This window comes from Microbacterium sp. IO18, from assembly GCF_049099505.1.
In the GTDB taxonomy this organism is placed as follows: domain Bacteria; phylum Actinomycetota; class Actinomycetes; order Actinomycetales; family Microbacteriaceae; genus Microbacterium; species Microbacterium aurugineum.
Window position 1 is genome coordinate 1,608,540 of record NZ_JBMJAF010000001.1, and the last position, 22,909, is coordinate 1,631,448.

The window sequence follows — 22,909 nt, forward strand, 5'->3', positions numbered from 1 at the left end:
CAGGCGGAGATTCGATATCCCGCGGCGAAGCCGAACGCCATCGGAGTCGCGGCTATCGGAAGCGCGTGAGGCTGTGAGCACGTGCAGGTTGGGAGCGTAGCGTCACAGACGAACCCCCGCTGGCGAAGGCCGTCTCCGGCGACGTCCGGCTATCGACGACGGGGTCGCAGAACACGGCGCCGCCGCAGAGGTCGGCGTCGGAGAAGAGGTCATCATGGACGGCATCCGTCCGACCACCCGCACGCGCCCCCCGGACAATGCGTCGCGCCCATCGAGCACCTTCACCGAACTGTCACAGCAGGTGCGCGGGCTCGGCTTGCTGCATCGCCGGTACGGCTACTACTGGACCAAGCTCATCGCCGCCCCCCTCATCGTGGCAGGGTGCCTGTTCGCGTTCGCGTGGATCGGCGACACCTGGTGGCAGCTGTTCACGGCAGCAGTCCTGGCGGTCGTCTTCACCCAGATCGCCTTTCTCGGGCACGATGCCGCGCATCGACAGATCTTCGTGTCCGGACGGTGGAACGACTGGGTCAGCCTGATCCTCGGCGACCTCCTCGTCGGCATGAGCTATGGGTGGTGGCAGCACAAGCACACGCGTCACCACGCCAACCCGAACAGGATCGGATCCGACCCCGACATCGAACTACCGGTGATCGCGGTCTCACCCGAGGCGGCGAGGCGACACCACGGGGTCGTCCTCACCTGGCTTCGTGGACACCAGGGAGTGCTGTTCTTCCCGATCCTGCTCTTCGAGGGTCTCTCGCTGCACGCGTCGAGTCTTCGCCGCGTGGTCGTGTCTGGGCGGCTCGAACGCCGGTGGGCCGAGATCGCTTTCCTCAGCGTCCGCATGATCGGCTACCTGGTGCTCGTGTTCATCGTGCTCTCCCCGGGGGTCGCCTTCGTGTTCCTCGCGGTCCAGTTGGGACTGTTCGGGTTCTACATGGGCATCGCGTTCGCCCCGAACCACAAGGGGATGCCGGTGGTCCCGCGGGACATGACCCTGGACTTCCTCCGACGCCAGGTGATGATGAGCAGGAACGTCCGGGGCAGTCGCTTCCTCGACATCGCGATGGGCGGACTGAATTTCCAGGTCGAGCACCACCTGTTCCCGTCGATGCCGCGCCCACACCTGCGCCGCGCCGCACCCGTCATCGCCGAGTACTGCCGAGCTCATGGCGTTCCCTACACGCAGGTCGGCCTGTTCACCTCCTATGCGATCGTGGTGCGCTACATCAACCGCGTCGGGCTCGGCGAGCGCGACGTGTTCACCTGCCCACTCGTCGAACAGCGGAACATCGGTGCCGCGGTCGCGTGAGTGACCGTGACACCCGCGGAGCTCTCTCGGTGAACGAGGAAAGCGCCCGGGATAGGGTGCCGGGATGAAGTGGATCCTCTACGACATCGGCGGCGTCCTCGAGCTCGTCGACGATGACCGTTGGCCGCAGATCTTGGAGAAGAGGTGGAGCGTTCGCGTCGGGCTATCGGTCGAAGCCCTGCGCGCTCGTCTCGATGCCGCCGACCTCCCGGACACGACGCTGCAGGCGGGCGTCGAAGGCGAGTTCTGGCGGAAGTTCGCCGCCGCGCTGGCACTCGATGACGCGGAAGTCGCGGCCATGCGAGCCCAGTTGTGGGACGCATACTGCGGCGAGGCGAATGTCGAGCTCCTCGAGCATGCGCGCTCGCTGCGCGGACGCGCCGGCCTCGCCATCCTCTCCAACTCCGGCGATGGAGCGCGCGAGGAGGAAGAACGACGTTTCCAGCTCTCGTCCATCTTCGATCCGATCTGTTACAGCCACGAGCAGGGGGTGGCCAAGCCGGACGCCGGAGCGTACCTCACCGCCCTCGGACGGATGGGAGCGCGTGCGGAGGACGTCCTCTTCATCGATGACAACGACGCCCCGGCGCGGGGAGCAGAGAGTTGCGGGATCCGCGCGGTTCTCCACCGCGACAACGCCACGACGATCGCAGCGATCGAACGGTTCTTGGCGAACTGAACTGCAACTTCAATGTTGCACTCCCCGTGGCACCTCGGTATCGAGATGAGATCGAAGACCTCGGCCCCGGATTCGACGGCTTCTGGATCTCGTCCGATCTCGCGGGAGCGTCGTGAGCGCGGAGCTCTACGGAATCCACTCCGTGGACCAGTAGTCGACGACGAGGTTCAGGACGCTGCCCGCCGGTCGCGCTGACACCCAGACGGTGCGAGGATCCCAGAACGTGCCGGGTATCGACACCTGCGGGGTGGCGCCCATCTCTTCTGCGAGCGCCTGCGGGGACTGCCCCGAGGGAGGTCGCACGGTGAAGGTCACCGAGCATCCGCCGCTTCCACAGCCGATGCTGTCGCCGAGGATCTCCGCCCCCTCCGGCAGCGGAACCGACGACGCCGGTGGCACGTCGCCTTCCGTCGCCATCACGGTCAGCCACGCGACGCGTCCGCCGTAGAACAATGCCAGCAGCGCTGCCGCGACGATGAGCGCGGTCCACATCACCCGTCGCCGCTTGGCCGCTCTCTGGTTCGCCACCCACGCGGCTTGATCGAAGGGCGTAGCCGAGTCCACGCTGTGAGCTTAGTAGCCGGACCGCGGAGCCGGCCCGCGCAATCGATCGCCTGCAGCCAGCTGGTCCTCAGCGATCTGCAGATAGGAGAGACAACGAGCCTCTGTCCGATCTCACGAAGGTTGTCGGTTAGTGAGACAGATCACCCCGGAAAGACGGGTAGGTAGTGCGCTGCCGGAACTGCCGGTTGTCTCACGAAACTTGTCGGTAATCGCGTTTCGCTCCCACCCTGCCTAAAACGTCGGGCGGACCTTTTTCGGCGCAACTGGTTCCGGCAGGGGGTTTTGGCAGGTGTGCGACCGTCGTGTCGTGTAGTCGGCCGACGACTCGGTGCACCCGCCATAAACGATCGTTTGCGGCGAGTTCATCGGACATGCTGCAGTTCGCGCACGCCCCACGTTGAGTGCCACCGAGGATGTCTGCCTGATGTGAGCTAGTTGAGAACTCTCGTCTTAGCGTCGGCAAAGGCTCCCCCGGTGACGGCGTCGGCGATGCGTCGGCAATCCGCTTCGTTTCTATAGCCTCGCCCCCCGTCGGTGGCGATGACGTGGCCCTGGGATGTGAGCTTCCATGCCCACTTACCGTCGGGCCGCTTGTAGATCAGGCGCACAGCCGCCATGTCTCCTCCTCACGTCGTGCCCATAAGCGTAGATGTCACGGAATGCGCGTTTCACCTCGAGCAATAGCGCCGATGTAGAGGGCAAGTTGATGGGTTGTCCCCCGCTTCTCAAGGGGTTTACTTTGTGGTCTCATCGCCGGCGCGGATCATGAGGAGCGCTCCGGTGATCGCTGCGGCGAAGATCACGATGTCGGCGACGTTCCCGATGAACCAGTTTCCGTAGGCGAGAAAGTCCACGACGTGTCCGCGGGCGAATCCCGGATCGCGGAAAAGGCGGTCGCCTGCGTGTGAGGCGGCAGCTCCTCCGAGCGCGCCGATGACAATTGCCCACCCCAGGCGTTGTACTCGGAACGCGAACACGATTGCTGTGACGGTGGCGGCGACGGCTAGCAGTGCGAACACCCAGGTGAAGCTTTCCCCGAAGGAGAATGCCGCTCCGGGGTTGTAGGCGAGCTGCAAACCCAACAGGTCACCGATCAGCGGGATGCGCTCACGCTCAGTGAGGGTCGCTTCAGCCCACACCTTCGTTCCCTGATCAATCAACACGACAATCACGGCGATCAGGAGCGCTCCACCAGTGAGCTGCCACCGCCGCGCCGACGACCGCTCGCGCACAGCGGGCGGGTGAGCTTCTGTTTCGGAAGGGATCATGCGAGGACCTCGATCAGACGGACGATGACCCCGGATTCGATCAGGATGAACAGGCCCAGACCGATGAAAACTGCCGGTACAAGCCAGTGCTCGACGCGCTCCAACCCCTCGGTGACTGCCTTGTTAGTGCCGATGAGCCGGCCGGCCGCGCACCAGACGGCAACGAGGATGAGGAACACGACGATCATGATCGCGACGTCGCCGGGCGTGCTGGTGCGGAAGATCGGCGTGTAGAGGGAGATGTTGTCCGCCCCGTTGGCGATCGTGATACCAGCGACGCCCCACAGTCCGACCGCGGTGATCTTGGAGTCGTCGTCATCGTCATCGCCGTTGCGGCGCAGGCCGCGAATGAGCGTCCAGATGCCGATGCCGAGCGGGATCAGGCCAAGGAAGCCGACCCATTCGTCCGGGACGATGGTGAGGCCGAGCGCGGCGATCACGCTGATGACGACGAGGGTGATGAACCCGAGGTACTGGCCTGCGACGATCTGCCACGGCCGGGGTTTCCCTCGGCTGGAGGCGAGGAAAAGCACGGTGAGCACGACGATGTCGTCGATGTTGGTTGCCGCGAACAGGCCGATCGCTGATCCAATGGTGGCGAGCATCAGCGTCCCAGTCGTGGCGTGCGGGTGCGGGCGGCCCGCAGGCCGTTGAGGATCACGATGACCTCGGCGACCTCGTGGACCAGGACGACAGCCGCGAGCCCCAGGACGCCGAAGAGCGCGAGCGGGAGCAGGGCGGTGATGATCAGCAGCGACAGGATGATGTTCTGGTTGATGATCCGTCGACCGCGGCGGGCGTGATCGAACGCCCGCGGGATGAGGCGTAGATCATGGCCGGTGAAGGCCACGTCGGCGGATTCGATCGCTGCGTCGGAGCCGGTCGCGCCCATCGCGATGCCGACGTCTGCGCCAGCGAGGGCGGGGGCATCGTTGATGCCATCGCCGATCATCGCGACCGGTCCCGCCTTCGACAGTTCCCCGATCGCGGTCGCCTTGTCCTCCGGGCGCAGCTCCGCTCGCACATCGCTGATCCCGGCCTGCGCAGCCAGTGCACGAGCGGTCCGGGCGTTGTCGCCGGTGAGCATCGTCACCCCGACGCCCTGGCCGGTGAGTGTCCGGACTACCTGGGGGACTTCAGGGCGCAGCTCGTCGCGGACGCCGATCGCGGCGACCGGTGACCCGTCTCGGTGCACGATGACGACGGTCATGCCCTGCTCTTCCAGCGTTGCGACCCGCTCAACGAGGTCGCCGGCGTCCAGCCAGCGGGGACTGCCGACGGTGATTCTCGATCCGTCGACGGTGCCGTCAATACCGTGGCCGGCCTGCTCGGTCACATCTGCAGCTGCCGGTGTCCCCGGAGCTGCGGCGGTGATCGCTGAGGCAAGAGGATGTGTGCTGTGCTGCTCCAGCGCAGCCGCCCACGCCAACGCCTGGACCTCGGTTACACCGTTCGCGGTGAGCACGGCGGTGACCACGGGTTCGTTGCGGGTAAGGGTTCCGGTCTTGTCGACGGCGACGTGCCGGACCGTACCGAAGCGCTCGAAAACGGCGCCGGACTTGATGATCACACCGAACTTGCTCGCGGCACCGATCGCAGCGACGACCGTCAGCGGCACCGAGATCGCCAGCGCACACGGGGAGGCCGCGACGAGCACGACGAGCGCGCGGGTGATCCACACCTCGGGGTCACCCAGCAGCGAACCGATGATCGCGACAAGCGCCGCGAGGATCAGAACGCCGGGCACCAGTGGACGGGCGATCCTGTCCGCGAGACGGGCACGCTCGCCCTTTTCGGTCTGCGCTTTCTCGACCAGCTCCACGATCGTCGTGAGCGAGTTATCGGTACCCGCAGCCGTCGCCTCAACCTCCAGCACGCCGGCATTGTTGATCGCGCCGGCCGACACCGCATCGCCGGGCTCGACCTCGACCGGGATCGACTCCCCGGTGATCGCCGAGGTGTCCAGGCTGGAGCGCCCAGAACGCACGATCCCATCGGTCGCGATCCGCTCACCCGGGCGGACCACCATGACCTGGCCAACCGTCAACTCTCTCGCCGGTACCTGCGCGACGGTGCCGCCCTGCAGCACCGTCGCTGTTTCCGGCACGAGCTTCAGCAGTGCCCTTAGCCCGCCGCGGGCGCGGTCCATCGCCTTGTCCTCGAGCGCCTCAGCGATCGAGTACAAGAATGCCAGAGCTGCAGCCTCCTCCACGTACCCGAGGATGACTGCGCCGATCGCGCTGATCGTCATCAGCAACCCGATGCCGAGCTTGCCCTTGAATAGTTTCCGGATCGCGCTCGGCGTGAACGTCGACGCACCCAGCAGTAGTCCGACCCAGAACAGCACCAACGCCGGGATCTCGAAGCCGGACCATTCGAGGATCAGACCCCCCAGGAACGCGACACCCGAGAAGATCGGCACCATGATCCCGCGGTCTTTCCACCAGGGCCGCTCAGCCTCTTCGTGTTCCTCTCCCGCCGTGGCGGCAGGCTCGTGCTCGCAGCCACACGCCGCGCTCACGCGTCAGCTCCCGCTCCGCAGCAGCCCGCCACCGTGCACGCCGAGTCCACGCACGGGGCGTGCTCGTCGACAGCCAGCGTCACGTCCACCAGTGCGACGAGGGCAGCAGCTAGGTGTGGGTCGGCGATTTCGTATCGGGTCTGACGGCCCTCCGGCTCGGCAACGACGATGCCGCAATCGCGTAGACAGGTGAGGTGGTTCGACACGTTCGAGCGCGTCAGCTCCAGTTCGCGCGAGAGCACAGCGGGATAGCTCGGTCCGTCGAGCAACGTCATTAAGATCCGGGAACGGGTCGGATCAGCCATGGCCCGGCCGAGTCGGTTCATCACATCAAGACGGGAAGCAATGGTCAGCATGCACTGAACTATACAGTGACCGCTGACTGGTTATCAATTCGATCGAATGTTATGGCGTTCTGTTCGTCGCCGCGTCAACCAGTCGTGAGGTGCGCGATCCTGCTGTGGTGGACGACGCCGCATGCCGCCGGGCGCTCGATAGCGATCGTCCCGCGAAACTGCAGCCGGAGGCTGTCGTTCGGGAATAGGCCGGTGCCTGTTGAGTTACATACCCCCAGGGGGTATGTTGTGGGTATGAACGGTTACACCGACAACAAGGCGGATCTGCGCAAGCGATTGAGTCGGGTTGAGGGTCAGGTGCGAGGTATCTCGCGGATGGTCGATGAGGACAAGTACTGCATCGACATCCTGACGCAGGTCGCTGCGGCCACGAAGGCGCTCGAAACGGTGGCCTTGTCGCTCCTGGGTGACCATCTGAGCCATTGCGTCGCTCAGGCAAGCGCTGAGGGTGGCGAGGTTGCGGCGGAGAAGGTCCGCGAAGCTAACGACGCCATCGCTCGCCTGGTCCGTTCATAACCACACGTCTAACGATCTGGAGAAATTCACTATGACTGACCGCATCGAACTCGGACTGAAGGACGCAAACGCTGGTTGCGCATGCTGCGCAGCCCCATCGAACATCGAGGCATCCGCTCCTGTGGCGGCCCCGGTCTCGGAAGAGGTACTGGTCACGGGAATGACGTGCTCGCACTGTGTGTCGAGCGTCAGTGAGGAACTGAGCGCGCTTGACGGTGTCGCGTTCGTCGCTGTCGACCTGAACGCCGGCGGCTCGTCCCGCGTGACGATCCACAGCGCAGCCCCTGTCGATCCCGCTGCCGTGAGGGCTGCGGTCGAAGAGGCCGGTTACAGCCTCGCGACCAGCCAGGCCTGATTCACTTATCCGTCCGCACCCGGCTCGACCCCGGGCGCATCGAACAAGGAGTTCTGATGAGCCAGCACGACGAGCACACCCATCACATCGCACACGAGAATCCCGGCACCGCGCCGACGGCGCAGCATGACCACGCGGCGATGAGCCACGACCACGGCGCTCCTCAAGGTCACGCGGGCCACGGCGGTCACGCGGGCCACGGCGATCACGTGGGCCAGTTCCGGCGGTTGTTCTGGATCATGCTGGTCCTTGCGGTCCCGGTTGTCGGGTTCTCGGGGATGTTCTCGATGCTGCTCGGGTACCCGTTGCCGGAAGCCGCCTGGGTTGGGTGGGTGTCCCCGGTTCTCGGGACGGTCATGTACATCTGGGGTGGGGCCCCGTTCCTCACCGGCGCGGTGAGTGAACTTCGTGCCCGCAAGCCCGGAATGATGCTCCTGATCGCCCTCGCGATCACGGTCGCGTTCCTCGCATCCTGGGGCGCGAGCCTCGGCCTCCTCCATCATGAGCTGGACTTCTGGTGGGAGCTGGCGCTGCTGATCGTGATCATGCTGCTCGGCCACTGGATCGAGATGCGCTCCCTCGCACAGACCACCTCAGCACTGGATTCCCTCGCTGCACTGCTGCCCGACGAGGCGGAAAAGATCGAAGGCGACACGACCGTGACGGTCGCCCCGTCCGATCTGCTGGTGGGTGACGTGGTGGTGGTGCGCCCAGGCGGGCGGGTGCCCGCTGACGGGCGGATCGTGCAGGGCTCGGCCAGCATGGACGAGTCGATGATCACCGGCGAGTCCCGGCCCGTGCGCCGCAGCGACGGCGACCAGGTCATCGCCGGCACCGTCGCCACCGATTCCGGGGTGCGGGTCGAGATCACCGCGATCGGCGACGACACCGCTCTCGCGGGGATCCAAAAGCTGGTGACCGAAGCGCAGAATTCATCCTCGCGCGCGCAGCGGCTCGCAGACAAGGCCGCCGGGTGGCTGTTCTGGTTCGCGCTCGGCGCCGCCGCGATCACCGCCATCGTCTGGACGATCGTCGGCATGCCCGACGCCGCCGTGATCCGCACGATCACCGTGCTGGTGATCGCCTGCCCGCACGCGCTCGGTCTGGCGATCCCGCTCGTCGTGTCGATCGCCACCGAGCGTGCCGCTCGCGGAGGCGTGCTGATCAAGGACCGTCTCGCGCTGGAGAGCATGCGCACCGTCGACACCGTCCTGTTCGACAAGACCGGCACGCTCACCAAGGGCACCCCCGCCGTGACCGCGATCGACCCCGTCTCCGGGACCGACCCTGACCAGCTGCTGGCCTGGGCCGCGGCCGCGGAAGCAGACTCCGAACACCCCCTCGCCCGCGCGATCGTCAACGCGGCGAAAGAGAAGACCCTCACGGTCCCCTCGTCAGCCGATTTCGAATCGTCCCCGGCGGTCGGGGTCCGTGCACGTGTCGATGGGCGCGTGGTGCAGGTCGGTGGCCCGTACATGCTCGAGCAGGAACACGCCTCCGAGCTACCGGTCGCCGACGAGTGGCGCCGTGAGGGTGCGATCATCCTCCACGTGCTCGTCGACGGACAGGTCGCGGGTGCCCTGCGCTTGGCGGATGAGATCCGCTCGGAGTCGCGTCACGCCGTCGAGGCCCTCCACGAGCGTGGCGTGCAGGTGGTCATGATCACCGGTGACGCCGACGCGGTCGCAGCCTCCGTCGCGGGCGAGCTCGGCATCGACCGGTACTTCGCCGGGGTCCGACCCGAAGACAAGGCCTCGAAGGTGAAAGAGCTGCAAGGCGAAGGGCGCAAGGTCGCGATGGTCGGAGACGGTGTCAACGACGCCCCCGCGCTCGCGCAGGCCGACGTCGGCATCGCCATCGGCGCCGGGACGGATGTTGCGATCGCGTCCGCGGGCGTCATCCTCGCCAGCGACGACCCCCGGTCGGTGCTCTCGGTGATCGAACTGTCGCGGGCCAGCTACCGGAAGATGAAGCAGAACCTCTGGTGGGCCGCCGGCTACAACCTGCTCTCCGTCCCCCTCGCCGCCGGAGTGCTCGCCCCGATCGGGTTCGTGCTCCCGATGTCCGTGGGCGCGCTGCTGATGTCCCTGTCAACCATCGTCGTCGCGCTCAACGCGCAGCTGCTGCGCCGACTGGATCTGCGCCCGGACGCCGTGGCCGGTAAGTAGCGAGAAACAGTTAGGTCGACGGACGTAGGCTGGGGGGAACGGGAGGTGAGTATGTCGCTGATCAAGGTCTCACAACAGGTGCGCGGACCGCGCACGCTCACCCACACCGCCCTGGCCGTCCTCGCGATCGCCGTGGGCATTATCGCCGGCCTACTGGCGATGCACTCCTTCAACTCGCATGCGACGGCCGCCGGTCACCATGACACCGTCACCGTCAGCACTCAGGCCGAAGTATCCGCCCATCACCCCGACGCCTCCGCGACCGCCCTCGTGCCAGCCGCGCCGACACAGGAGGCGGGATGCGCGACGTGTGGGGCCGGAGATTCGATGACGTGGATGGCGTGCGTCCTCGCGCTCCTGGTGGCCACCGTCCTTCTCAGGCGGATCGGGCTCGGCTGGCGGCACACCCTCTTGGTTGCGACCCGCGCGCCCGCGACAACACGCGGGCCCGCCCGCGCTCACGCCCTTCCCCCGCCTCCATCTCTCACGGTTCTCTGCATCAGTCGCACGTGATCACGCGCTAGCCCGCTCTGGCGGGCAACGCACACTCGGGCACCGGCAGCCGCCGGGCCCCATCACTGACCCTTGGAGAACCCTCATGAAGATTCGACCCGCGGCGATCGCCGCACTCACCCTCACCGCACTGCTCGCCCTCGCCGGCTGCGCGGGAACCACCGGATCCGACAACGGCATGGAAGGCATGGACCACGGCGGCAGCTCGTCCGCGCCCGCAGAGACAGCAGATGCGAATGACGCCGACATCATGTTCGCCAGCATGATGAAGGAACACCACGCACAGGCCATCGAGATGTCCGACGTCCTCCTCAGCAAGGACGGCGTTGACGAGCGCGTCGTCTCTCTCGCCGAAGAAATCAAAGCCGCTCAGGAGCCCGAGATCCAGCAGATGGACCAGTGGCTCGAAGACTGGGGCGCGGAGATGGACAGCATGGAGGGCATGGATCACGGCAGCGGCATGATGTCCGAAGAGGACATGCAGGCCCTCGAAGATGCCGCCGGTCCCGATGCGGGGCGTCTGTTCCTCGAGCAGATGATCCAGCACCACGAGGGTGCCGTCGACATGGCGCAAGACGAAGTCGACAACGGTCAGAACAGCGACGCCGTCGCACTGGCCGAGACCATCATCGACACGCAAACGGAAGAGATCGCCACCATGAAGGAGATCCTCGCAACTCCGTGATCCACGGGTGGGGTGCGGGACTCCCGCACCCCACCCATAGATCTGTTTGCGGACACCATCATGCGAACCCTCAAGAACTTCACCCTGCCTACTTCCCGCCTGCGACGTCGCGGAGCACTCACGATCGCTACGACAATCGCGGCCAGCATCGTGCTCGCCGGGTGCACAGCACCTGCCGAGCCGACCACCGGACACGACCACGCCACCACCATCGAACACGTCCACGCGATCGTGCCTGACCCCTCAGGAGACGGCTACCTACTGGGCGCCCACGACGGGATCTACACGGCCACGCTTGACGGCGAAATTGGCGACCGCGTCCAGAACACCGACTTTGACGCGATGGGCCTCACCGCCATCGGGGATACCCTCATCGCGTCTGGACACCCCGGGCGAACGACTGCCCCCGAACTCGGTTCCCCCAACCTCGGAATCATCCGAAGCGACGACAGCGCCCGATCCTGGTCACCGGTCTCGCTCACCGGAGAGAAGGACTTCCACGCTCTCGCCGCCGGCCCGGACGAGAGCCTGTACGGGCTTGCGTCAGACTCCATCGAACTGCTCCGCAGCGACGACACCGGACAGACATGGTCGCCCGCCGGGGAAGTCGTCGCGGTCAACCTCGCCATCGACGCCGCAGGGCAACTGTTCGCCGCCACACCCGACGGGCTGCAAGTCAGCGCGGATGAGGGCGCCACGTTCACCACCGTGAACGATGCACCGCTGCTCTACCTCCTCGCCGCTTCACCCGATAGCAAGCGCCTCGTCGGTGTCGGCAACGGCGGACAGATCTGGGTCAGACCCGCATCAGGCGCGGAGTGGGTTCCCGCCGGCACAACCCACGGCTCCGCACAAGCGATCACCATCACGAACGGCGGCGACATCTTGGTCTTCGATCAGAGCGGACTCACTGCGCTGCCCCGCTAGGCCGCCCCGAACGGTCACAATCTTTCCCGGGTTCGGATCGCAGCAACGACTTGGGCTGAGGTAGCCGATCCCAGGGGTTACTTACACCAAAGTGCTCGTCCGAGTTTGGCGCTCCCATGCCTGCGTTGCGAGCTGCACGGCGTCCCATGGGGAGCCGAGCGGGGGCGTGCAGGAGAGGTCGAGGTCACTCATCGTTGCGACGGTCATGCCGTGGTGCAGAGCCGTGGCGTAGGTGTCGACGCGCTTGGAGATCTCCGCACCGCGGGTGCCGACGAGCTGCGCGCCGAGCAGCAGACCCCTTTTGTTCCCCTGTGCGCGTGCGGTCGGGTGGCGTTGTCCCTGTACTTGCTGCATGGCGGCCTCATCGCGCTCTGGAGTAACGCGTATGGCCGCTCTGCAGAGAACTTCTACTTGGGCTGGCTGGTGATCGTTCCGGGCATGATCGTGGTGGGTTGGCTGTGGTGGCGCTTCGCCGGAACTGGCCCAGTTGAATGGGCGATGGGCTGGCTCAGCGGACGTCCCAAGACTTCCTCGTTTCGCCGGTAGAACCAGCGCGTGGCTCACGAGTTCGCAAGGAATCTTGATTGGTGGGGCTGGTAGCATCCTGAGGTCATGGTCGTCTACGGTCGCACTCGCAACTGCGCCAGCCGCGCCGACGATTTCCTGATAACGAAGATCATTACAGCCCTCGGGCTGGCGCTTCTTCTCGTTGTCGGAGCATGGCCGGGCGGCCACCGTGACGCGACGGACGCGACTCCGTATCTGAGCACGACATCCTCGTCGTCACTAGGAACGCCTTCCGCCGGCCATGTCTCGGCGGGTTCGGGTGAAAGCGTTGCCGGCGCGACCGCCGAACAATTCGTGACCGGGGACACAGCAAACGACATCATGATCGGTGTTGCCGGGTGCCTCTTGGGTATCATCTGCTGCTTCTTGGTGCTCATCGTCACGCGGACCTTCCTCCGTCACGTCCCCTCTTCTCGCATTCGCGAACGTTTGCCGCGCGCACCATCACTGGCGGCCATGACGGGGCGCCTGTTCGCATTGCCTCCTTCTCTCACACAGCTTTCTCTGTCGCGGACCTGACCCTGGCGGCGCCATCTTTTCGATGGCGCTCCACTGGTCGTCCTCGTTCGTTGTGTGTGTTTGGAGTGTCTATGAAATCTTCCGTGAAAGCGGTACTTGTCACCGTGGCTTTTGCCGTGGTGTTGCTGGTCGTCGCGCTGGTCTTCGTCCTCATCAATCAGAATCAAGCTGCCGCACCCGAGACGGGGCCCGCTGATGGTCCACAGGTCGTCCGTGAGAACTCGCATGTCCTCGATGACGGAGGGGAAGGGGCGGTGACGGTTGTCGAGTTCCTCGATTTCGAGTGCGAGGCCTGCGGTGCTTTCTATCCCCTCGTCGAGGATCTCCGCGGCAAGTTCGATGGCGAGATCACTTACGTGATCCGCTACTTCCCGCTGCCGGGTCACCTCAACTCGAAGAACGCCGCGATCGCTGCCGAAGCCGCAGCGCAGCAGGGCCGCCTCGAAGACATGTATCACCGCCTGTTCGAGACGCAGCCTCAATGGGGTGAGGCTCAAGAGTCGCGGGCGGACCTGTTCCGGGGGTTTGCGGAGGAACTCGGATTGGACATGGCCGCGTTCGATGAGGCTGTCGCTGATCCTGCGACAGCAGAACGGGTTCAATTTGATCTAGACGAGGGTGAGCAGCTCGGTGTCAGCAGTACCCCCTCGTTCTTCATCGATGGGGAGCCTGTCGTACTGGAGACGTGGACCGATCTGGAGGACAGCATTGAAGCCGCGGTGAACGGTGCTGAATGATGGCGCATTCGCTATCGCACCGTCGCGTCATCATCGTTGGCGCCGGGCACTCCGGATTGGCGACAGCCGCCGCGCTCAGGTCCTCCGGGTTTGAGCCACAGAAAGACTTCGTGATCATCGATTCTGCACCCCCCGGTCAACGAAGCTGGGTCACACGGCGGCAGTCGATGAAACTACGCAGTGCGGCACGCCACAGTGTCGTCCGCGGGTTCCCTTTCCCGGGCGATGAAGACCGTCATCCGAGTGCGGATGAGATGTCCGACTACCTGTCTTCGGTGGAGAAAGCCATCGGTGTGAAAACCGTGTGGAGCACACGAGCTCTTGGAGTCAACCGGTTGGGCGACGGATCCACGCTGCATCTGTCGACCTCCGCCGGGGAAGTGCAAACCCGAAATGTGGTCTGCGCAACGGGAGCTGCCGCCGTGCCGCGCATACCGGGGTGGCGCCAGGAACTAGCAGTACCCGGTTTTGTGCTGCATTCCAGCCAGTACCTCTACCCCGCGCAGGTACCCCCCGGCCCCGTGTTGGTTGTTGGCGGCGGATACAGCGGAGTGGAGATTGCTGAAGAACTCGCGTCCTCCCACGACGTCACCCTCTCCACTCGAGCGGAACCCTCACGAGTATCAGAGCGGCCCATCTGGTCAAGGCTGCGGCGTAAGGGTCCGATGTCCGAGGCACGCCCCCGCGTAGCTTCGACAGACGTCACTCATGCCGCCGCCGTAACGGAGATTCGCGGAGACACCGTGATGTTCGCCGATGGGGCGTCCATGAAGCCGTATTCCGTGGTCCTTGCGACCGGATACAGGCCGGCAGACACATGGCTGCCCGATTCGGAGCCGCCCGGGCAGCCATTGCACGTCAGTGCACGCATCCCCGGACTGTTCACTGTTGGCATGCCGCGATACTCCCGCGCGGACGCTGACACCCTCGCTGGGGCGAGTCGCGATGCGGCGACCGTCGCCCGGCTCATCGTTGGACGGCCGTAAAGGAGCACCATGACAGAAACAGGGCACAGTCACGGTATTGGTGACGCCACTCCCCGCAATCGCCTGGTCATCGCGTTCGCGATCACCTCCTCGGTCTTCATCGTCGAAGTGATCGGCGCGATCATCACAGGCAGCCTCGCACTGCTCGTTGATGCTGCACACATGCTCACCGATGTCATCGGGTTGGCGATGGCCGTCACCGCTGCGCATCTGATGAACCGTCCCCCGACTCCCAAATACACCTTCGGTCTTCAACGCACGGAGGTGCTCGGTGCGCTCGCTCAAGCAGCTCTGCTGCTCGGAGTGGGCATCTTCGCGCTCGTGGAAGGCGTACGGCGGCTGTTCGAGCCCCCTGAGATCGCTTCGGGAAGTCTGCTGTTCTTCGGCATCGTCGGTCTCGTCGCCAACATCGCCTCCATGCTCGTATTGTTCAGCGGCCGCGGACGCAATCTCAACATGCGCGCCGCGTTCCTCGAGGTCGTCAATGATGCCCTCGGTTCCGTCGGCGTCATCGCCAGCGCCATCCTCATCGCCGTTTTCGGTTGGTATCAGGCGGACGCCGTCGCGGGCGTCTTGATCGCGCTGCTCATCATTCCCCGCACCCTCATCCTGTTGCGAGCATCCGGCCGGGTGTTGATGGAGTCCACACCCGCCGGCCTCGACCTCGAGGACGTCCGCCGCCACATCCTTGCCCTTCCGCACGTGGTCGCTGTGCACGACCTCCACGCGACCCAGGTCTCGACCGACCTCCCCACGCTCACTGCCCACGTCGTGGTCGATGACACCGTCACGATGGAAGCTTCCGCCGCACTGCTGACATCACTTCAGCAATGCGTCAGCGAACATTTCGCCGTGAGCATCGAACACTCCACCTTTCAGATCGAACCCGAATCCCACCCCGGAGAGCACGACACCCATGCATAAACGCCTCTCGGCACGCACCACTGCCGTCCTCACCACCCTGTTGTTGTCGGCATCCGTCGTACTTGGGACTGCATCTCCGGCCGCCGCTCATGATGACTTCGTTTCGTCGTACCCCACCGCCGACTCGACCATCAACGGCTCCCCCGATGAGATCTCTCTGATGTTCACCGGGACCCTCACCGGTGATGACGACGCAACGGTCGTCGAGGTTATCGATGAAAGCGGAGCAAACGTCGCCGTCGACCCGCCAACGGTGAGCGGTGACTCGATCACCCAACACCTCTCCCCCGACGCCGCAACCGGCATCTTCACCGTCCGCTGGAAGACCGTCTCCGCCGACGGACACCCGATCAACGGGGAGTATGTGTACACGGTCACGTCCGCGATGGACACGGAACCCAGCACTGCGACCACAAGCCCCACCCCTGAAACCTCCCCAACCGAGGAGCCGGAACCGGCCCGACCCGCGCAAACATACGGTGGCACGGCATCCGGCGGCGGTGCTTTCGAACTGCTGCCCCTGTTCTTCCTCTCGGGTCTGGCACTGATTCTGGGGATCGGCGTCGTGGGAGTGGTTATGGCCGGGCGCCAGCGTCACCAGCGCGACCGCGCACAGGCCGCCAAGGATGCCGCAGCTACGGAGAAAGACGCCGATGCGTGATCGAGTCCGCCGGTCGGCCGTGATGCTCATCGTCACCGCCATCGTCATCCTGATCGATCAAGGCACCAAGACTCTTGCTCTGAACACGTTGCGGCAAGATGCGCGTATACCGCTGATCGGTGACTGGCTCGGTCTTCAACTGGCCTTCAACCCCGGGGCGATCTTCTCGCTCGGGGAAGGCTCCACATGGGTCATCACCGTCATCGGGGTCGCTGTCACTGCGCTCCTCATCGGTGCCGCCACCCGAGCCCGGAACGTGTGGTCGGCGGTTGGTTTCGGTTTCATCGTGGGCGGTGCGATCGGAAACCTCATCGACCGCTTGTTCTCGCCGCCCACGTTCGGGATCGGGCACGTCACCGACTTCCTCGCCTACGGAAACCTGTTCATCGGCAACCTCGCCGACGTCGCTCTCGGCATCGGTGCCGTATTCCTCATCGTCGCGGGTCTGCGCACAAGCCGTCGACGGCCAGACCCCGATCCCGTCGGCCCTGCACCCACCGAAGAAACGGTTCACCCATGAGTCCAAAAGAACGCGTCCCCTCCACTTACCAGCGGAACGCCCTGGCCCCCAGCCTCGTCGCCGCCGCGATCCTGTTCCTGGCTCCGGTGCTCTTCCAGGCGAACTGGGCACCCCTCGTCCTCTTCATCGCCTCAATTTTCGGGCTGATCGTCGCGTGGTTTGCGCTGCAGGCACGCCACTGGTGGTGGATCCCGGTCTTCCTCGCGATCGCCGTGCTCTGGAATCCGGTAATGCCATTCCCCTTCTCCGGTGTCGTGTGGACTACAGCACAGCCCATCGCGGCCGTGGTGTTCCTGGCAGCGGGTGCGACGATCAAGGTGATCCGGAAGTGAGCGGCATGAGCTTCGTGTCACGACCATGCGTGTGAGCGGCGAGATCCCCAGCAGTCCCCCGTCTCTGCAGACGTTCCTCGCACCAGCCGACATCCCGCTTCCGGTGCTACCCATCGTCGCGGGGATTCTCGCTGCGCTGTATCTCGTCGGAGCGATCCGATTGTGGACGCACGGGCGTCGTTGGCCTGTGTGGCGGACGGTCAGCTTTCTGCTCGGGTGCATTCTCCTCGCGGCGGTCACCGGTCTGGGCGTTGAAACGTATGGCCAGGCGCTGGTGTCCGTTTTCATGTTCCAGCAGCTCACTCTGATGATGATGGTGCCGCCGCTGCTGGTCCTCGGCTCACCCGGAACCCTTCTTCTGCGAGCAACACCGCATCACGGAGCGGGACGGGTAGTCCTGAAAACAGCGCACGGCGCTCTTCGAAACCCCGCCGCGAAGTGGGTGCTCAGTCCGTGGGCCACTGTCCCGCTCTACCTGTTCGCGTTCTACGGCATCTACCTTGCGGGTGCTGCCGATGTCATCCTCACCGCGCCCGGAGGTCACGTCGCGCTCGAGGTCGGATTCCTTCTCGCCGGCATGCTGTTCACCATCCCCATCCTGTCCTCCGATCCTCTGCCGGTCAGGTTGGGTCATGGTGCGCGTGCACTGGACGTGTTTGCTGAAGCCGCGCTGCACGCGTTCTTCGGGGTGTTCCTCATGATGGCCAGTACGATCCTGGTCGGCTCATTCGTCGCCCCCACAGAGGCGCTGGGCATCGATCCCCTCGCCGACCAGCAGCTAGCCGGCGCTCTGGCATGGTCCTACGGTGAAGCCCCGACCGTGCTGATGCTGATCTACGTGATGCATCGTTGGTTCCGCAGCGACACCGCTCGTGCTGCCGCGGACGACCGGTACGCCGACGTGCACGGGAACACCGACCTCGACACCTACAACGCCTACCTCAAAAAACTGAGCTCTCATGACCGTGACCGCTGACCCGTTAGTGAGAAACGCCCTCTCCGGCCGAACAAGGCGCGGTAACCCCAGAGAGCACGATGCGCGCCTGTCAGCTGCGGTGCCCTTCCCCGTAGCGATTGTCGCGTCCGCCATCGCAGGAGGAATGCTGGATCTCGGCTACCCCGCATACGGGTGGTGGCCTGCAACGTTCGTGAGCGTAACCATCGGGCTGTGGACGCTCCGCGGACGTTCTCTCCCCAGGGCGTTCCTGATCTCCCTCGTCTACGGCGCGGCCTTCTACTTCACCCACTTGGTATGGGTGTCACGGTTTCTGGGCCCCATCCCGTGGGTCGCGCTGGCTGGCTTGGAATCCCTGCTGTTCGGTGCCGGCGGCGCGCTGATCGCACTCGCCTATCGTGTCGCCACCACCCGGGCGCGACACGGGTATCGCGCGATCACTCCCGTGCTCGTCGCCGGGGTGTGGGTGCTGCGAGAAACGCTGATGGGGAGTACGCCGTACACCGGTTTCCCGTGGGCGCGCGTCGGTTTCAGCCTCGCCGAGAGCCCGCTCGCGGAGGCCGCTTCATGGGTGGGGACCACCGGGCTGTCCTTCCTGACGGTTCTCGTCTGCGCGAGCGTCGTGGAGGCCCTCATCCTCCGCCGATGGGAGCCAGCAGCAGCAGCGGCGGTCATCGTCGTTGCCGCGACAGTCGTCCCTCTGTTCCCCACCGAGCAAGCGGGAATGATGCGCGTCGGATGGGTGCAGGGCAACGGCCCTAGCGGCTACTTCGACACCAGGACAACAGGTGACATCATGCGCGCGCAGGAAGAAGCGACCGCTCCTCTTCTGGACCGTGAGATGGACCTTCTCGTCTGGCCAGAAGGGGCCGTTGACGCAGATCCCCTGCGCGATGTCGCCGTCGCAGGCCGCCTTGATCGACTCGTGCAGGGTGCTGGTGCTCCGGCACTGGTGAATGCGGCGACCACTCGTGGAGCCGATACGTTCAACACCTCGATGCTGTGGACCAGCGCCGGGCCGCAGCAGCTCCACGACAAGGCCAACCCCGTCCCTTTCGGCGAATACGTTCCGGATCGTTGGTTTTACGAAGCGATCGCCCCCGACCTCATCGGATTGATACAACGCGAGTACACGCCCGGCTCCAACACACCCCTCGTGAACGTTGGCGATGTGCCCATCGGTCTGGCGATCTGTTTCGACGTCATCTACGACGACGTCATCCACCAAAGCGCGGCCTCTGGCGCGCAGATGTTCGTGTTTCAAACCAACAACGCGGACTTCAGAGGCACCGACGAGAACCTCCAACAGCTGGCCATCGCCCGCATGCGCGCGATCGAAACAGGGAGAACTGCCGTGAACGTCTCCACCACCGGGACCAGTCAAGTCATCGGCCGCGATGGACAGGTGTTGGCTCAGGTTGCGGTGGACACGACCGCGGCGAAGATCACCGAGGTCCCTCTCCGCACCGGCACGACCCTCGCCGTCGTGCTGATGCCGTGGCTCGACTGGACACTCAGTATCGGAACCGTACTAGCGCTGCTCATCATGTCGATCCGACAGCGGCGGTCGCATGCTGACGCCCAAGAAGACGGATGGATGAAGTTGTGAAGCTCAAGATTCTGACCTCTGTCGCGGCACTGTGCGCACTGCTTCTACTCAGCAGCTGCGCACCCACCGTCCACCTCGAGCCCGCAGCAAACGCGAATGACCCGCTGTGCGCAGAGGTCACCGTGCGACTACCGGACTCGATTGGCGACCAGGCTCGCGTGTGGACGGACGCTCAGGCCACCGCAGCATGGGGCACCCCCAGTAGCGTGCTCCTCACCTGCGGGTTGGAACCCCCGGCCCCCACCACGCTGCAATGTGTCAGCTTGGGGGGCGTCGACTGGATCGTCGACGAGGAGGAGACCCCGAATCTGCGGCTCACAACCTACGGCCGGGAGCCGGCTGCCCAGGTGTACGTAGACACGACCACCCTGTCGGCGGACGCGGTTCTTGAATCTCTCGCCGGGGCGATCCAGCAGCTCCCCAAGACCGGTGAATGCACGGCACCTGTGACGGAAGACCCGGACGCTCCTGGCACTGGGACGGGAGATACCACTCCATGAATCCCGTCGTTCTCCGGATCGTTGGACCAACGATTCTCGTTGTCGCCGCACTCATCGCTGTGGTGGTCGGGCTCGCAATCGGTGGAGGAGCTGCACCGAGACTCACCAGTGACCCTGGAGCGCTCGTGCGATGGGGACTCCCAGCCGCGAAGCTGTTCGTCAATCTTTCCGGTGCGGCGATGCTCGGGCCCCTGGTGCTGGCGGTGTTCGCTCTCCCCTCAGGGGGGAAACCCTTCATCGTCGCGCTAAATATTGCCTCTGCCGGCGCCGCGACCCTCACCATCACCAGCGGGGTGGTGGCTTTTCTCACCTTCCTGTCGTCATTCAATCCGCAAGTGAGCTTGGGCGCCGAGTTCGGTGCGCAGCTCGGCCGCTTTCTCCTCGACACGGAGCTGGGACGATCATGGCTTATCACCGCGATCCTCGCCTCAGTCGTGACAGTCCTCGCATTCGCTGTGCGCAGCTATGGGGCGGTGCTGTTCACGACCGTGCTTGCGGTCATCAGCCTGATACCCATGGCCACCCAGGGCCATTCGGGTGAGCTCGCCAACCACGATCCCGCGGTCATGTCCCTCGTCCTGCATGTCATTTCAGCGGCAATATGGCTCGGGGGTCTCATCCTGCTCGTCGTCGTGCGACCGATTAGCTCTCCGCACGAACTCGAAAGTGTGCTCCGCCGGTACTCTACGGTGGCGCTCATCGCGTTCCTCGGCGTCGCCATCTCGGGATACGCGCGGACGCTCACTGCCCTCGGACGGTGGGAGGACCTGGCCTCACCGTACGGCCTCATCCTCTGCACAAAGATCGGCGCGCTTCTGATCATGGGCATCCTGGGTGCCGCCTACCGCCGTCGACTCATCGCGAAAGCCAGCGAGGGCCGTGGCGCCTTCTGGATGATCGTGTGTGTCGAACTTGGTTTCATGGGTATCGCGAGCGGGGCCGCCGCAGCTCTCGCCCGCACCGCCGCCCCCGCCGATACGGTCACACTCCCGCAGACCACCGCCGCGGAGATCCTCACCGACGCACCTGTCCCGATCGAAATCACCCTGCAGAGATGGTTCACGGCGTGGAGCCCCGACCTCCTCTGGGTGCTCGTCGCGGGTTTCGGAATCTTCTTCTACCTCGTCGGCGTCCAACGCGCACGGCGCCGCGGGTATCCGTGGCCAGCCAGGCGGACGATCAGCTGGATTGCGGGGATGGGGGTGCTTCTGTGGACGACCAGTGGACCGCTCGCCGCCTACGACGACGCGCTCATCAGTCTGCGATTCCTCTCCTTCGCTCTCCTCAGTCTCGCAATCCCCCTGCTCCTTGTCTTCGCGGCGCCCGTCACCCTCGCAACCTTGGTCACCCATCCACGGGAGGATGGAAGCCGAGGACCGCGGGAATGGCTTCTCTGGGCCGCCCACAGCCCGCTGGCACGGTTTACTCTGCGCCCCGTCGTCGCGGCGTCTCTTTTCGCCACATCGCTGTGGTTGATCCACTACTCCGACCTGTTCCGATGGTCGCTCTACGACCAGCTCGGAGCGGAATGGATGATCAGCCAGCTCCTCGTCACCGGGTGCCTCTTCGCACGATCGATCGCCCTAGATGCGTCCACGACCCCCGAGGGGCGGTGGCGTTTCGCCTCACTCATTGCGCTCACAGGCGTGGCCGCCTTCTTCGGCATCGCCACGATCACCCGCGCCGACCTCATCGTCGCGGAGTGGTTTGGCGCCATGGGGCGGACGTGGGGACCCACCCCCCTCCAGGACCAGGCCCTCGCCGGAGGCGCCACCTTGATGATCGCGGGAACGCTCGCAATCCTCACCGGCATCTCCGTTCTCCACACGAAACGCAACAACCGACCTACCGGTAGCACCCCCGTGCCCGCCGTACGAAAGGACCCACACCTGTGACCTCCACCCACCGCACCCGCTGGCTCGCCAGCACACTTCTTGCCCTCATCACACTGGGAATCTTGGCTACACCTGCCCCCGCTGCTCTCGCGCACGACAACCTCCTGGACACCGTGCCCGGGGCAGACGAAACCGTCGCCCAACTTGACGACGTCGCTCTCACGTTCAGCGGGGAACTCATTGACTTCAGCCAGGCCAGCTTCGCCCAAGTGCAAGGACCCGACGGCCTCTTCTACGAATCCAGCTGCTCCACCATCGACCGCAATATCCTCACCACCCCGGTCGCACTCGGAGAACCGGGCGTCTACACCGTGCTGTGGAACGCCGTCTCCAGCGACGGTCACCCCATCTCCGAGAGCTTCACGTTCACATACGCTCCCACCGGCATCGAGCCGGGACTTGGATGGGACACACCCGCATGCGGGAACGAACAATCACGGATCCAACCGGCAAAGGCGTCGCCCTCCGCCGCGCCAACCACCGAACCTCCAGCAGCGGACACCCCTCCCCCGGCGGCATCTGCAGGCGAGAACGAGGTGGATTCAATCGCGATCCCGCTCATCATCGCCGTTGCTGTCATAGGTGCCGCGGTGATCACCGCCACCGTTGTCGTACGGCAAGTAAAGAAGAAGAAACGCAACGGGTTGAGCGCCGACGCCCACACGGACCCGAAAGAGTGAGCTTCGTGTCAGAGCAGTCGAACTCAAGCCCGGTGCGTCAGATATGGGGCACAGATCAGAGATCACGGGCGAGTCGGCGCGACTTCGGCCCCCACGAACGGACGATAGACCAGACAGCGGGCAACGCGAGCATCGCCAATCTATGCGCCCCTGGCAG

General features: G+C 65.0%; 25 protein-coding genes and 1 pseudogene. 20 read left to right on the plus strand and 6 right to left on the minus strand.

All coding sequences use genetic code 11. The features are described 5' to 3' along the window. Window positions 1-214 precede the first annotated feature (214 nt). A complete protein-coding gene (locus ACLF6J_RS07780; protein WP_134352976.1) occupies window positions 215-1,315 on the plus strand; it encodes a fatty acid desaturase family protein in 1,101 nt (366 codons plus the stop codon). 64 nt (window positions 1,316-1,379) lie between these two features. Continuing rightward, entirely contained in the window at window positions 1,380-1,994 is a 615-nt protein-coding gene (locus ACLF6J_RS07785; RefSeq protein ID WP_244093595.1) for an HAD family hydrolase, read from the plus strand. Window positions 1,995-2,120: 126 nt separating this feature from the next. On the opposite strand, the gene ACLF6J_RS07790 is transcribed toward ACLF6J_RS07785, so the two are convergent. From ACLF6J_RS07790 to cmtR, 5 genes are all read right to left on the minus strand, one after another. After that, a complete protein-coding gene (locus tag ACLF6J_RS07790) occupies window positions 2,121-2,558 on the minus strand; it encodes a hypothetical protein (RefSeq protein ID WP_134352975.1) in 438 nt (145 codons plus the stop codon). Window positions 2,559-3,292: 734 nt separating this feature from the next. Next, a complete protein-coding gene (locus ACLF6J_RS07795) occupies window positions 3,293-3,826 on the minus strand; it encodes a signal peptidase II (protein WP_244093594.1) in 534 nt (177 codons plus the stop codon). After that, the gene (locus tag ACLF6J_RS07800) at window positions 3,823-4,431 is read right to left on the minus strand and encodes a cadmium resistance transporter (RefSeq protein ID WP_029259147.1); all 609 of its coding nucleotides are present in this window, start codon (window positions 4,429-4,431) and stop codon (window positions 3,823-3,825) included. Before ACLF6J_RS07800 ends, ACLF6J_RS07795 begins: the two co-directional genes overlap by 4 nt. Further along, entirely contained in the window at window positions 4,431-6,347 is a 1,917-nt protein-coding gene (locus ACLF6J_RS07805; protein WP_134352974.1) for a heavy metal translocating P-type ATPase, read from the minus strand. Before ACLF6J_RS07805 ends, ACLF6J_RS07800 begins: the two co-directional genes overlap by 1 nt. Then, window positions 6,344-6,703: a Cd(II)/Pb(II)-sensing metalloregulatory transcriptional regulator CmtR gene (gene cmtR / locus ACLF6J_RS07810; RefSeq protein WP_134352973.1), complete on the minus strand. Its 360-nt coding sequence runs from the start codon at window positions 6,701-6,703 to the stop codon at window positions 6,344-6,346. The genes ACLF6J_RS07805 and cmtR overlap by 4 nt, the downstream gene beginning before the upstream one ends. Window positions 6,704-6,937: 234 nt before the next feature. Here cmtR and ACLF6J_RS07815 point away from each other — a divergent pair, with 234 nt between their 5' ends. From ACLF6J_RS07815 to ACLF6J_RS07840, 6 genes are all read left to right on the plus strand, one after another. Next, window positions 6,938-7,219 (plus strand): metal-sensitive transcriptional regulator, encoded by a 282-nt coding sequence (locus ACLF6J_RS07815; RefSeq protein ID WP_029259144.1) that lies wholly within the window; start codon window positions 6,938-6,940, stop codon window positions 7,217-7,219. Between the two features lie 31 nt (window positions 7,220-7,250). Further along, the gene (locus ACLF6J_RS07820) at window positions 7,251-7,574 is read left to right on the plus strand and encodes a heavy-metal-associated domain-containing protein (protein WP_029259143.1); all 324 of its coding nucleotides are present in this window, start codon (window positions 7,251-7,253) and stop codon (window positions 7,572-7,574) included. 56 nt (window positions 7,575-7,630) lie between these two features. Then, window positions 7,631-9,742, plus strand: a complete 2,112-nt coding sequence (locus ACLF6J_RS07825) for a heavy metal translocating P-type ATPase (RefSeq protein WP_200935185.1) — start codon at window positions 7,631-7,633, stop codon at window positions 9,740-9,742. Window positions 9,743-9,787: 45 nt separating this feature from the next. After that, entirely contained in the window at window positions 9,788-10,255 is a 468-nt protein-coding gene (locus ACLF6J_RS07830) for a DUF6153 family protein (RefSeq protein WP_134352972.1), read from the plus strand. An 85-nt stretch (window positions 10,256-10,340) separates the two neighbouring features. Then, entirely contained in the window at window positions 10,341-10,940 is a 600-nt protein-coding gene (locus ACLF6J_RS07835; protein ID WP_029259139.1) for a DUF305 domain-containing protein, read from the plus strand. A 60-nt stretch (window positions 10,941-11,000) separates the two neighbouring features. Next, the gene (locus ACLF6J_RS07840) at window positions 11,001-11,867 is read left to right on the plus strand and encodes a F510_1955 family glycosylhydrolase (RefSeq protein ID WP_045278977.1); all 867 of its coding nucleotides are present in this window, start codon (window positions 11,001-11,003) and stop codon (window positions 11,865-11,867) included. Window positions 11,868-11,948: 81 nt separating this feature from the next. Here the strand turns inward: ACLF6J_RS07840 and ACLF6J_RS07845 are convergent. After that, window positions 11,949-12,167: pseudogene (locus tag ACLF6J_RS07845) on the minus strand (CoA-disulfide reductase); the annotation flags it as partial. A gap of 312 nt (window positions 12,168-12,479) precedes the next feature. Here ACLF6J_RS07845 and ACLF6J_RS07850 point away from each other — a divergent pair. The 12 genes from ACLF6J_RS07850 to ACLF6J_RS07905 all read left to right on the plus strand — a co-directional run bounded on the left by ACLF6J_RS07850 (window position 12,480) and on the right by ACLF6J_RS07905 (window position 22,752). After that, window positions 12,480-12,953, plus strand: a complete 474-nt coding sequence (locus ACLF6J_RS07850) for a hypothetical protein (RefSeq protein ID WP_029259136.1) — start codon at window positions 12,480-12,482, stop codon at window positions 12,951-12,953. A 71-nt stretch (window positions 12,954-13,024) separates the two neighbouring features. Further along, window positions 13,025-13,690, plus strand: coding sequence for a DsbA family protein (locus ACLF6J_RS07855; RefSeq protein WP_134352971.1), 666 nt, complete (start codon window positions 13,025-13,027; stop codon window positions 13,688-13,690). Next, window positions 13,690-14,676: a flavin-containing monooxygenase gene (locus tag ACLF6J_RS07860; RefSeq protein ID WP_029259134.1), complete on the plus strand. Its 987-nt coding sequence runs from the start codon at window positions 13,690-13,692 to the stop codon at window positions 14,674-14,676. Before ACLF6J_RS07855 ends, ACLF6J_RS07860 begins: the two co-directional genes overlap by 1 nt. 9 nt (window positions 14,677-14,685) lie before the next feature. Next, window positions 14,686-15,600, plus strand: a complete 915-nt coding sequence (locus ACLF6J_RS07865) for a cation diffusion facilitator family transporter (RefSeq protein WP_029259133.1) — start codon at window positions 14,686-14,688, stop codon at window positions 15,598-15,600. Next, window positions 15,593-16,261, plus strand: a complete 669-nt coding sequence (locus ACLF6J_RS07870; protein ID WP_055876971.1) for a copper resistance CopC family protein — start codon at window positions 15,593-15,595, stop codon at window positions 16,259-16,261. Before ACLF6J_RS07865 ends, ACLF6J_RS07870 begins: the two co-directional genes overlap by 8 nt. Beyond that, on the plus strand, window positions 16,254-16,781 hold the full coding sequence (gene lspA, locus ACLF6J_RS07875; RefSeq protein WP_134352970.1) for a signal peptidase II: 528 nt from the start codon (window positions 16,254-16,256) through the stop codon (window positions 16,779-16,781). The genes ACLF6J_RS07870 and lspA overlap by 8 nt, the downstream gene beginning before the upstream one ends. After that, window positions 16,778-17,113 (plus strand): DUF6804 family protein, encoded by a 336-nt coding sequence (locus tag ACLF6J_RS07880; RefSeq protein ID WP_055876964.1) that lies wholly within the window; start codon window positions 16,778-16,780, stop codon window positions 17,111-17,113. Before lspA ends, ACLF6J_RS07880 begins: the two co-directional genes overlap by 4 nt. Before the next feature lie 25 nt (window positions 17,114-17,138). Then, complete coding sequence (locus ACLF6J_RS07885; protein ID WP_055876961.1) at window positions 17,139-18,089, plus strand: cytochrome c oxidase assembly protein; 951 nt, start codon at window positions 17,139-17,141, stop codon at window positions 18,087-18,089. Next, a complete protein-coding gene (lnt, locus tag ACLF6J_RS07890; protein WP_206516662.1) occupies window positions 18,073-19,677 on the plus strand; it encodes an apolipoprotein N-acyltransferase in 1,605 nt (534 codons plus the stop codon). The genes ACLF6J_RS07885 and lnt overlap by 17 nt, the downstream gene beginning before the upstream one ends. Continuing rightward, entirely contained in the window at window positions 19,662-20,177 is a 516-nt protein-coding gene (locus tag ACLF6J_RS07895; protein ID WP_055876958.1) for a DUF3515 family protein, read from the plus strand. The genes lnt and ACLF6J_RS07895 overlap by 16 nt, the downstream gene beginning before the upstream one ends. Window positions 20,178-20,356: 179 nt before the next feature. Beyond that, a complete protein-coding gene (locus ACLF6J_RS07900) occupies window positions 20,357-22,072 on the plus strand; it encodes a cytochrome c oxidase assembly protein (protein WP_164743635.1) in 1,716 nt (571 codons plus the stop codon). Beyond that, window positions 22,069-22,752, plus strand: coding sequence for a copper resistance CopC family protein (locus tag ACLF6J_RS07905; RefSeq protein WP_051671007.1), 684 nt, complete (start codon window positions 22,069-22,071; stop codon window positions 22,750-22,752). Before ACLF6J_RS07900 ends, ACLF6J_RS07905 begins: the two co-directional genes overlap by 4 nt. The last annotated feature ends 157 nt before the right edge of the window (window positions 22,753-22,909 follow it).

Bases quoted from the DNA above. Each gene is read 5' to 3' on its own strand.
- ACLF6J_RS07780 (WP_134352976.1), top strand. From the start codon at position 215: ATGGACGGCATCCGTCCGACCACCCGCACGCGCCCCCCGGACAATGCG.
- ACLF6J_RS07785 (WP_244093595.1), top strand. From the start codon at position 1,380: ATGAAGTGGATCCTCTACGACATCGGCGGCGTCCTCGAGCTCGTCGAC.
- ACLF6J_RS07795 (WP_244093594.1), bottom strand. From the start codon at position 3,826: ATGATCCCTTCCGAAACAGAAGCTCACCCGCCCGCTGTGCGCGAGCGG.
- ACLF6J_RS07800 (WP_029259147.1), bottom strand. From the start codon at position 4,431: ATGCTCGCCACCATTGGATCAGCGATCGGCCTGTTCGCGGCAACCAAC.
- cmtR (WP_134352973.1), bottom strand. From the start codon at position 6,703: ATGCTGACCATTGCTTCCCGTCTTGATGTGATGAACCGACTCGGCCGG.
- ACLF6J_RS07815 (WP_029259144.1), top strand. From the start codon at position 6,938: ATGAACGGTTACACCGACAACAAGGCGGATCTGCGCAAGCGATTGAGT.
- ACLF6J_RS07820 (WP_029259143.1), top strand. From the start codon at position 7,251: ATGACTGACCGCATCGAACTCGGACTGAAGGACGCAAACGCTGGTTGC.
- ACLF6J_RS07825 (WP_200935185.1), top strand. From the start codon at position 7,631: ATGAGCCAGCACGACGAGCACACCCATCACATCGCACACGAGAATCCC.
- ACLF6J_RS07835 (WP_029259139.1), top strand. From the start codon at position 10,341: ATGAAGATTCGACCCGCGGCGATCGCCGCACTCACCCTCACCGCACTG.
- ACLF6J_RS07840 (WP_045278977.1), top strand. From the start codon at position 11,001: ATGCGAACCCTCAAGAACTTCACCCTGCCTACTTCCCGCCTGCGACGT.
- ACLF6J_RS07850 (WP_029259136.1), top strand. From the start codon at position 12,480: ATGGTCGTCTACGGTCGCACTCGCAACTGCGCCAGCCGCGCCGACGAT.
- ACLF6J_RS07855 (WP_134352971.1), top strand. From the start codon at position 13,025: ATGAAATCTTCCGTGAAAGCGGTACTTGTCACCGTGGCTTTTGCCGTG.
- ACLF6J_RS07860 (WP_029259134.1), top strand. From the start codon at position 13,690: ATGGCGCATTCGCTATCGCACCGTCGCGTCATCATCGTTGGCGCCGGG.
- ACLF6J_RS07865 (WP_029259133.1), top strand. From the start codon at position 14,686: ATGACAGAAACAGGGCACAGTCACGGTATTGGTGACGCCACTCCCCGC.
- ACLF6J_RS07870 (WP_055876971.1), top strand. From the start codon at position 15,593: ATGCATAAACGCCTCTCGGCACGCACCACTGCCGTCCTCACCACCCTG.
- lspA (WP_134352970.1), top strand. From the start codon at position 16,254: ATGCGTGATCGAGTCCGCCGGTCGGCCGTGATGCTCATCGTCACCGCC.
- ACLF6J_RS07880 (WP_055876964.1), top strand. From the start codon at position 16,778: ATGAGTCCAAAAGAACGCGTCCCCTCCACTTACCAGCGGAACGCCCTG.
- ACLF6J_RS07885 (WP_055876961.1), top strand. From the start codon at position 17,139: ATGCGTGTGAGCGGCGAGATCCCCAGCAGTCCCCCGTCTCTGCAGACG.
- lnt (WP_206516662.1), top strand. From the start codon at position 18,073: ATGACCGTGACCGCTGACCCGTTAGTGAGAAACGCCCTCTCCGGCCGA.
- ACLF6J_RS07895 (WP_055876958.1), top strand. From the start codon at position 19,662: ATGGATGAAGTTGTGAAGCTCAAGATTCTGACCTCTGTCGCGGCACTG.
- ACLF6J_RS07900 (WP_164743635.1), top strand. From the start codon at position 20,357: ATGCTCGGGCCCCTGGTGCTGGCGGTGTTCGCTCTCCCCTCAGGGGGG.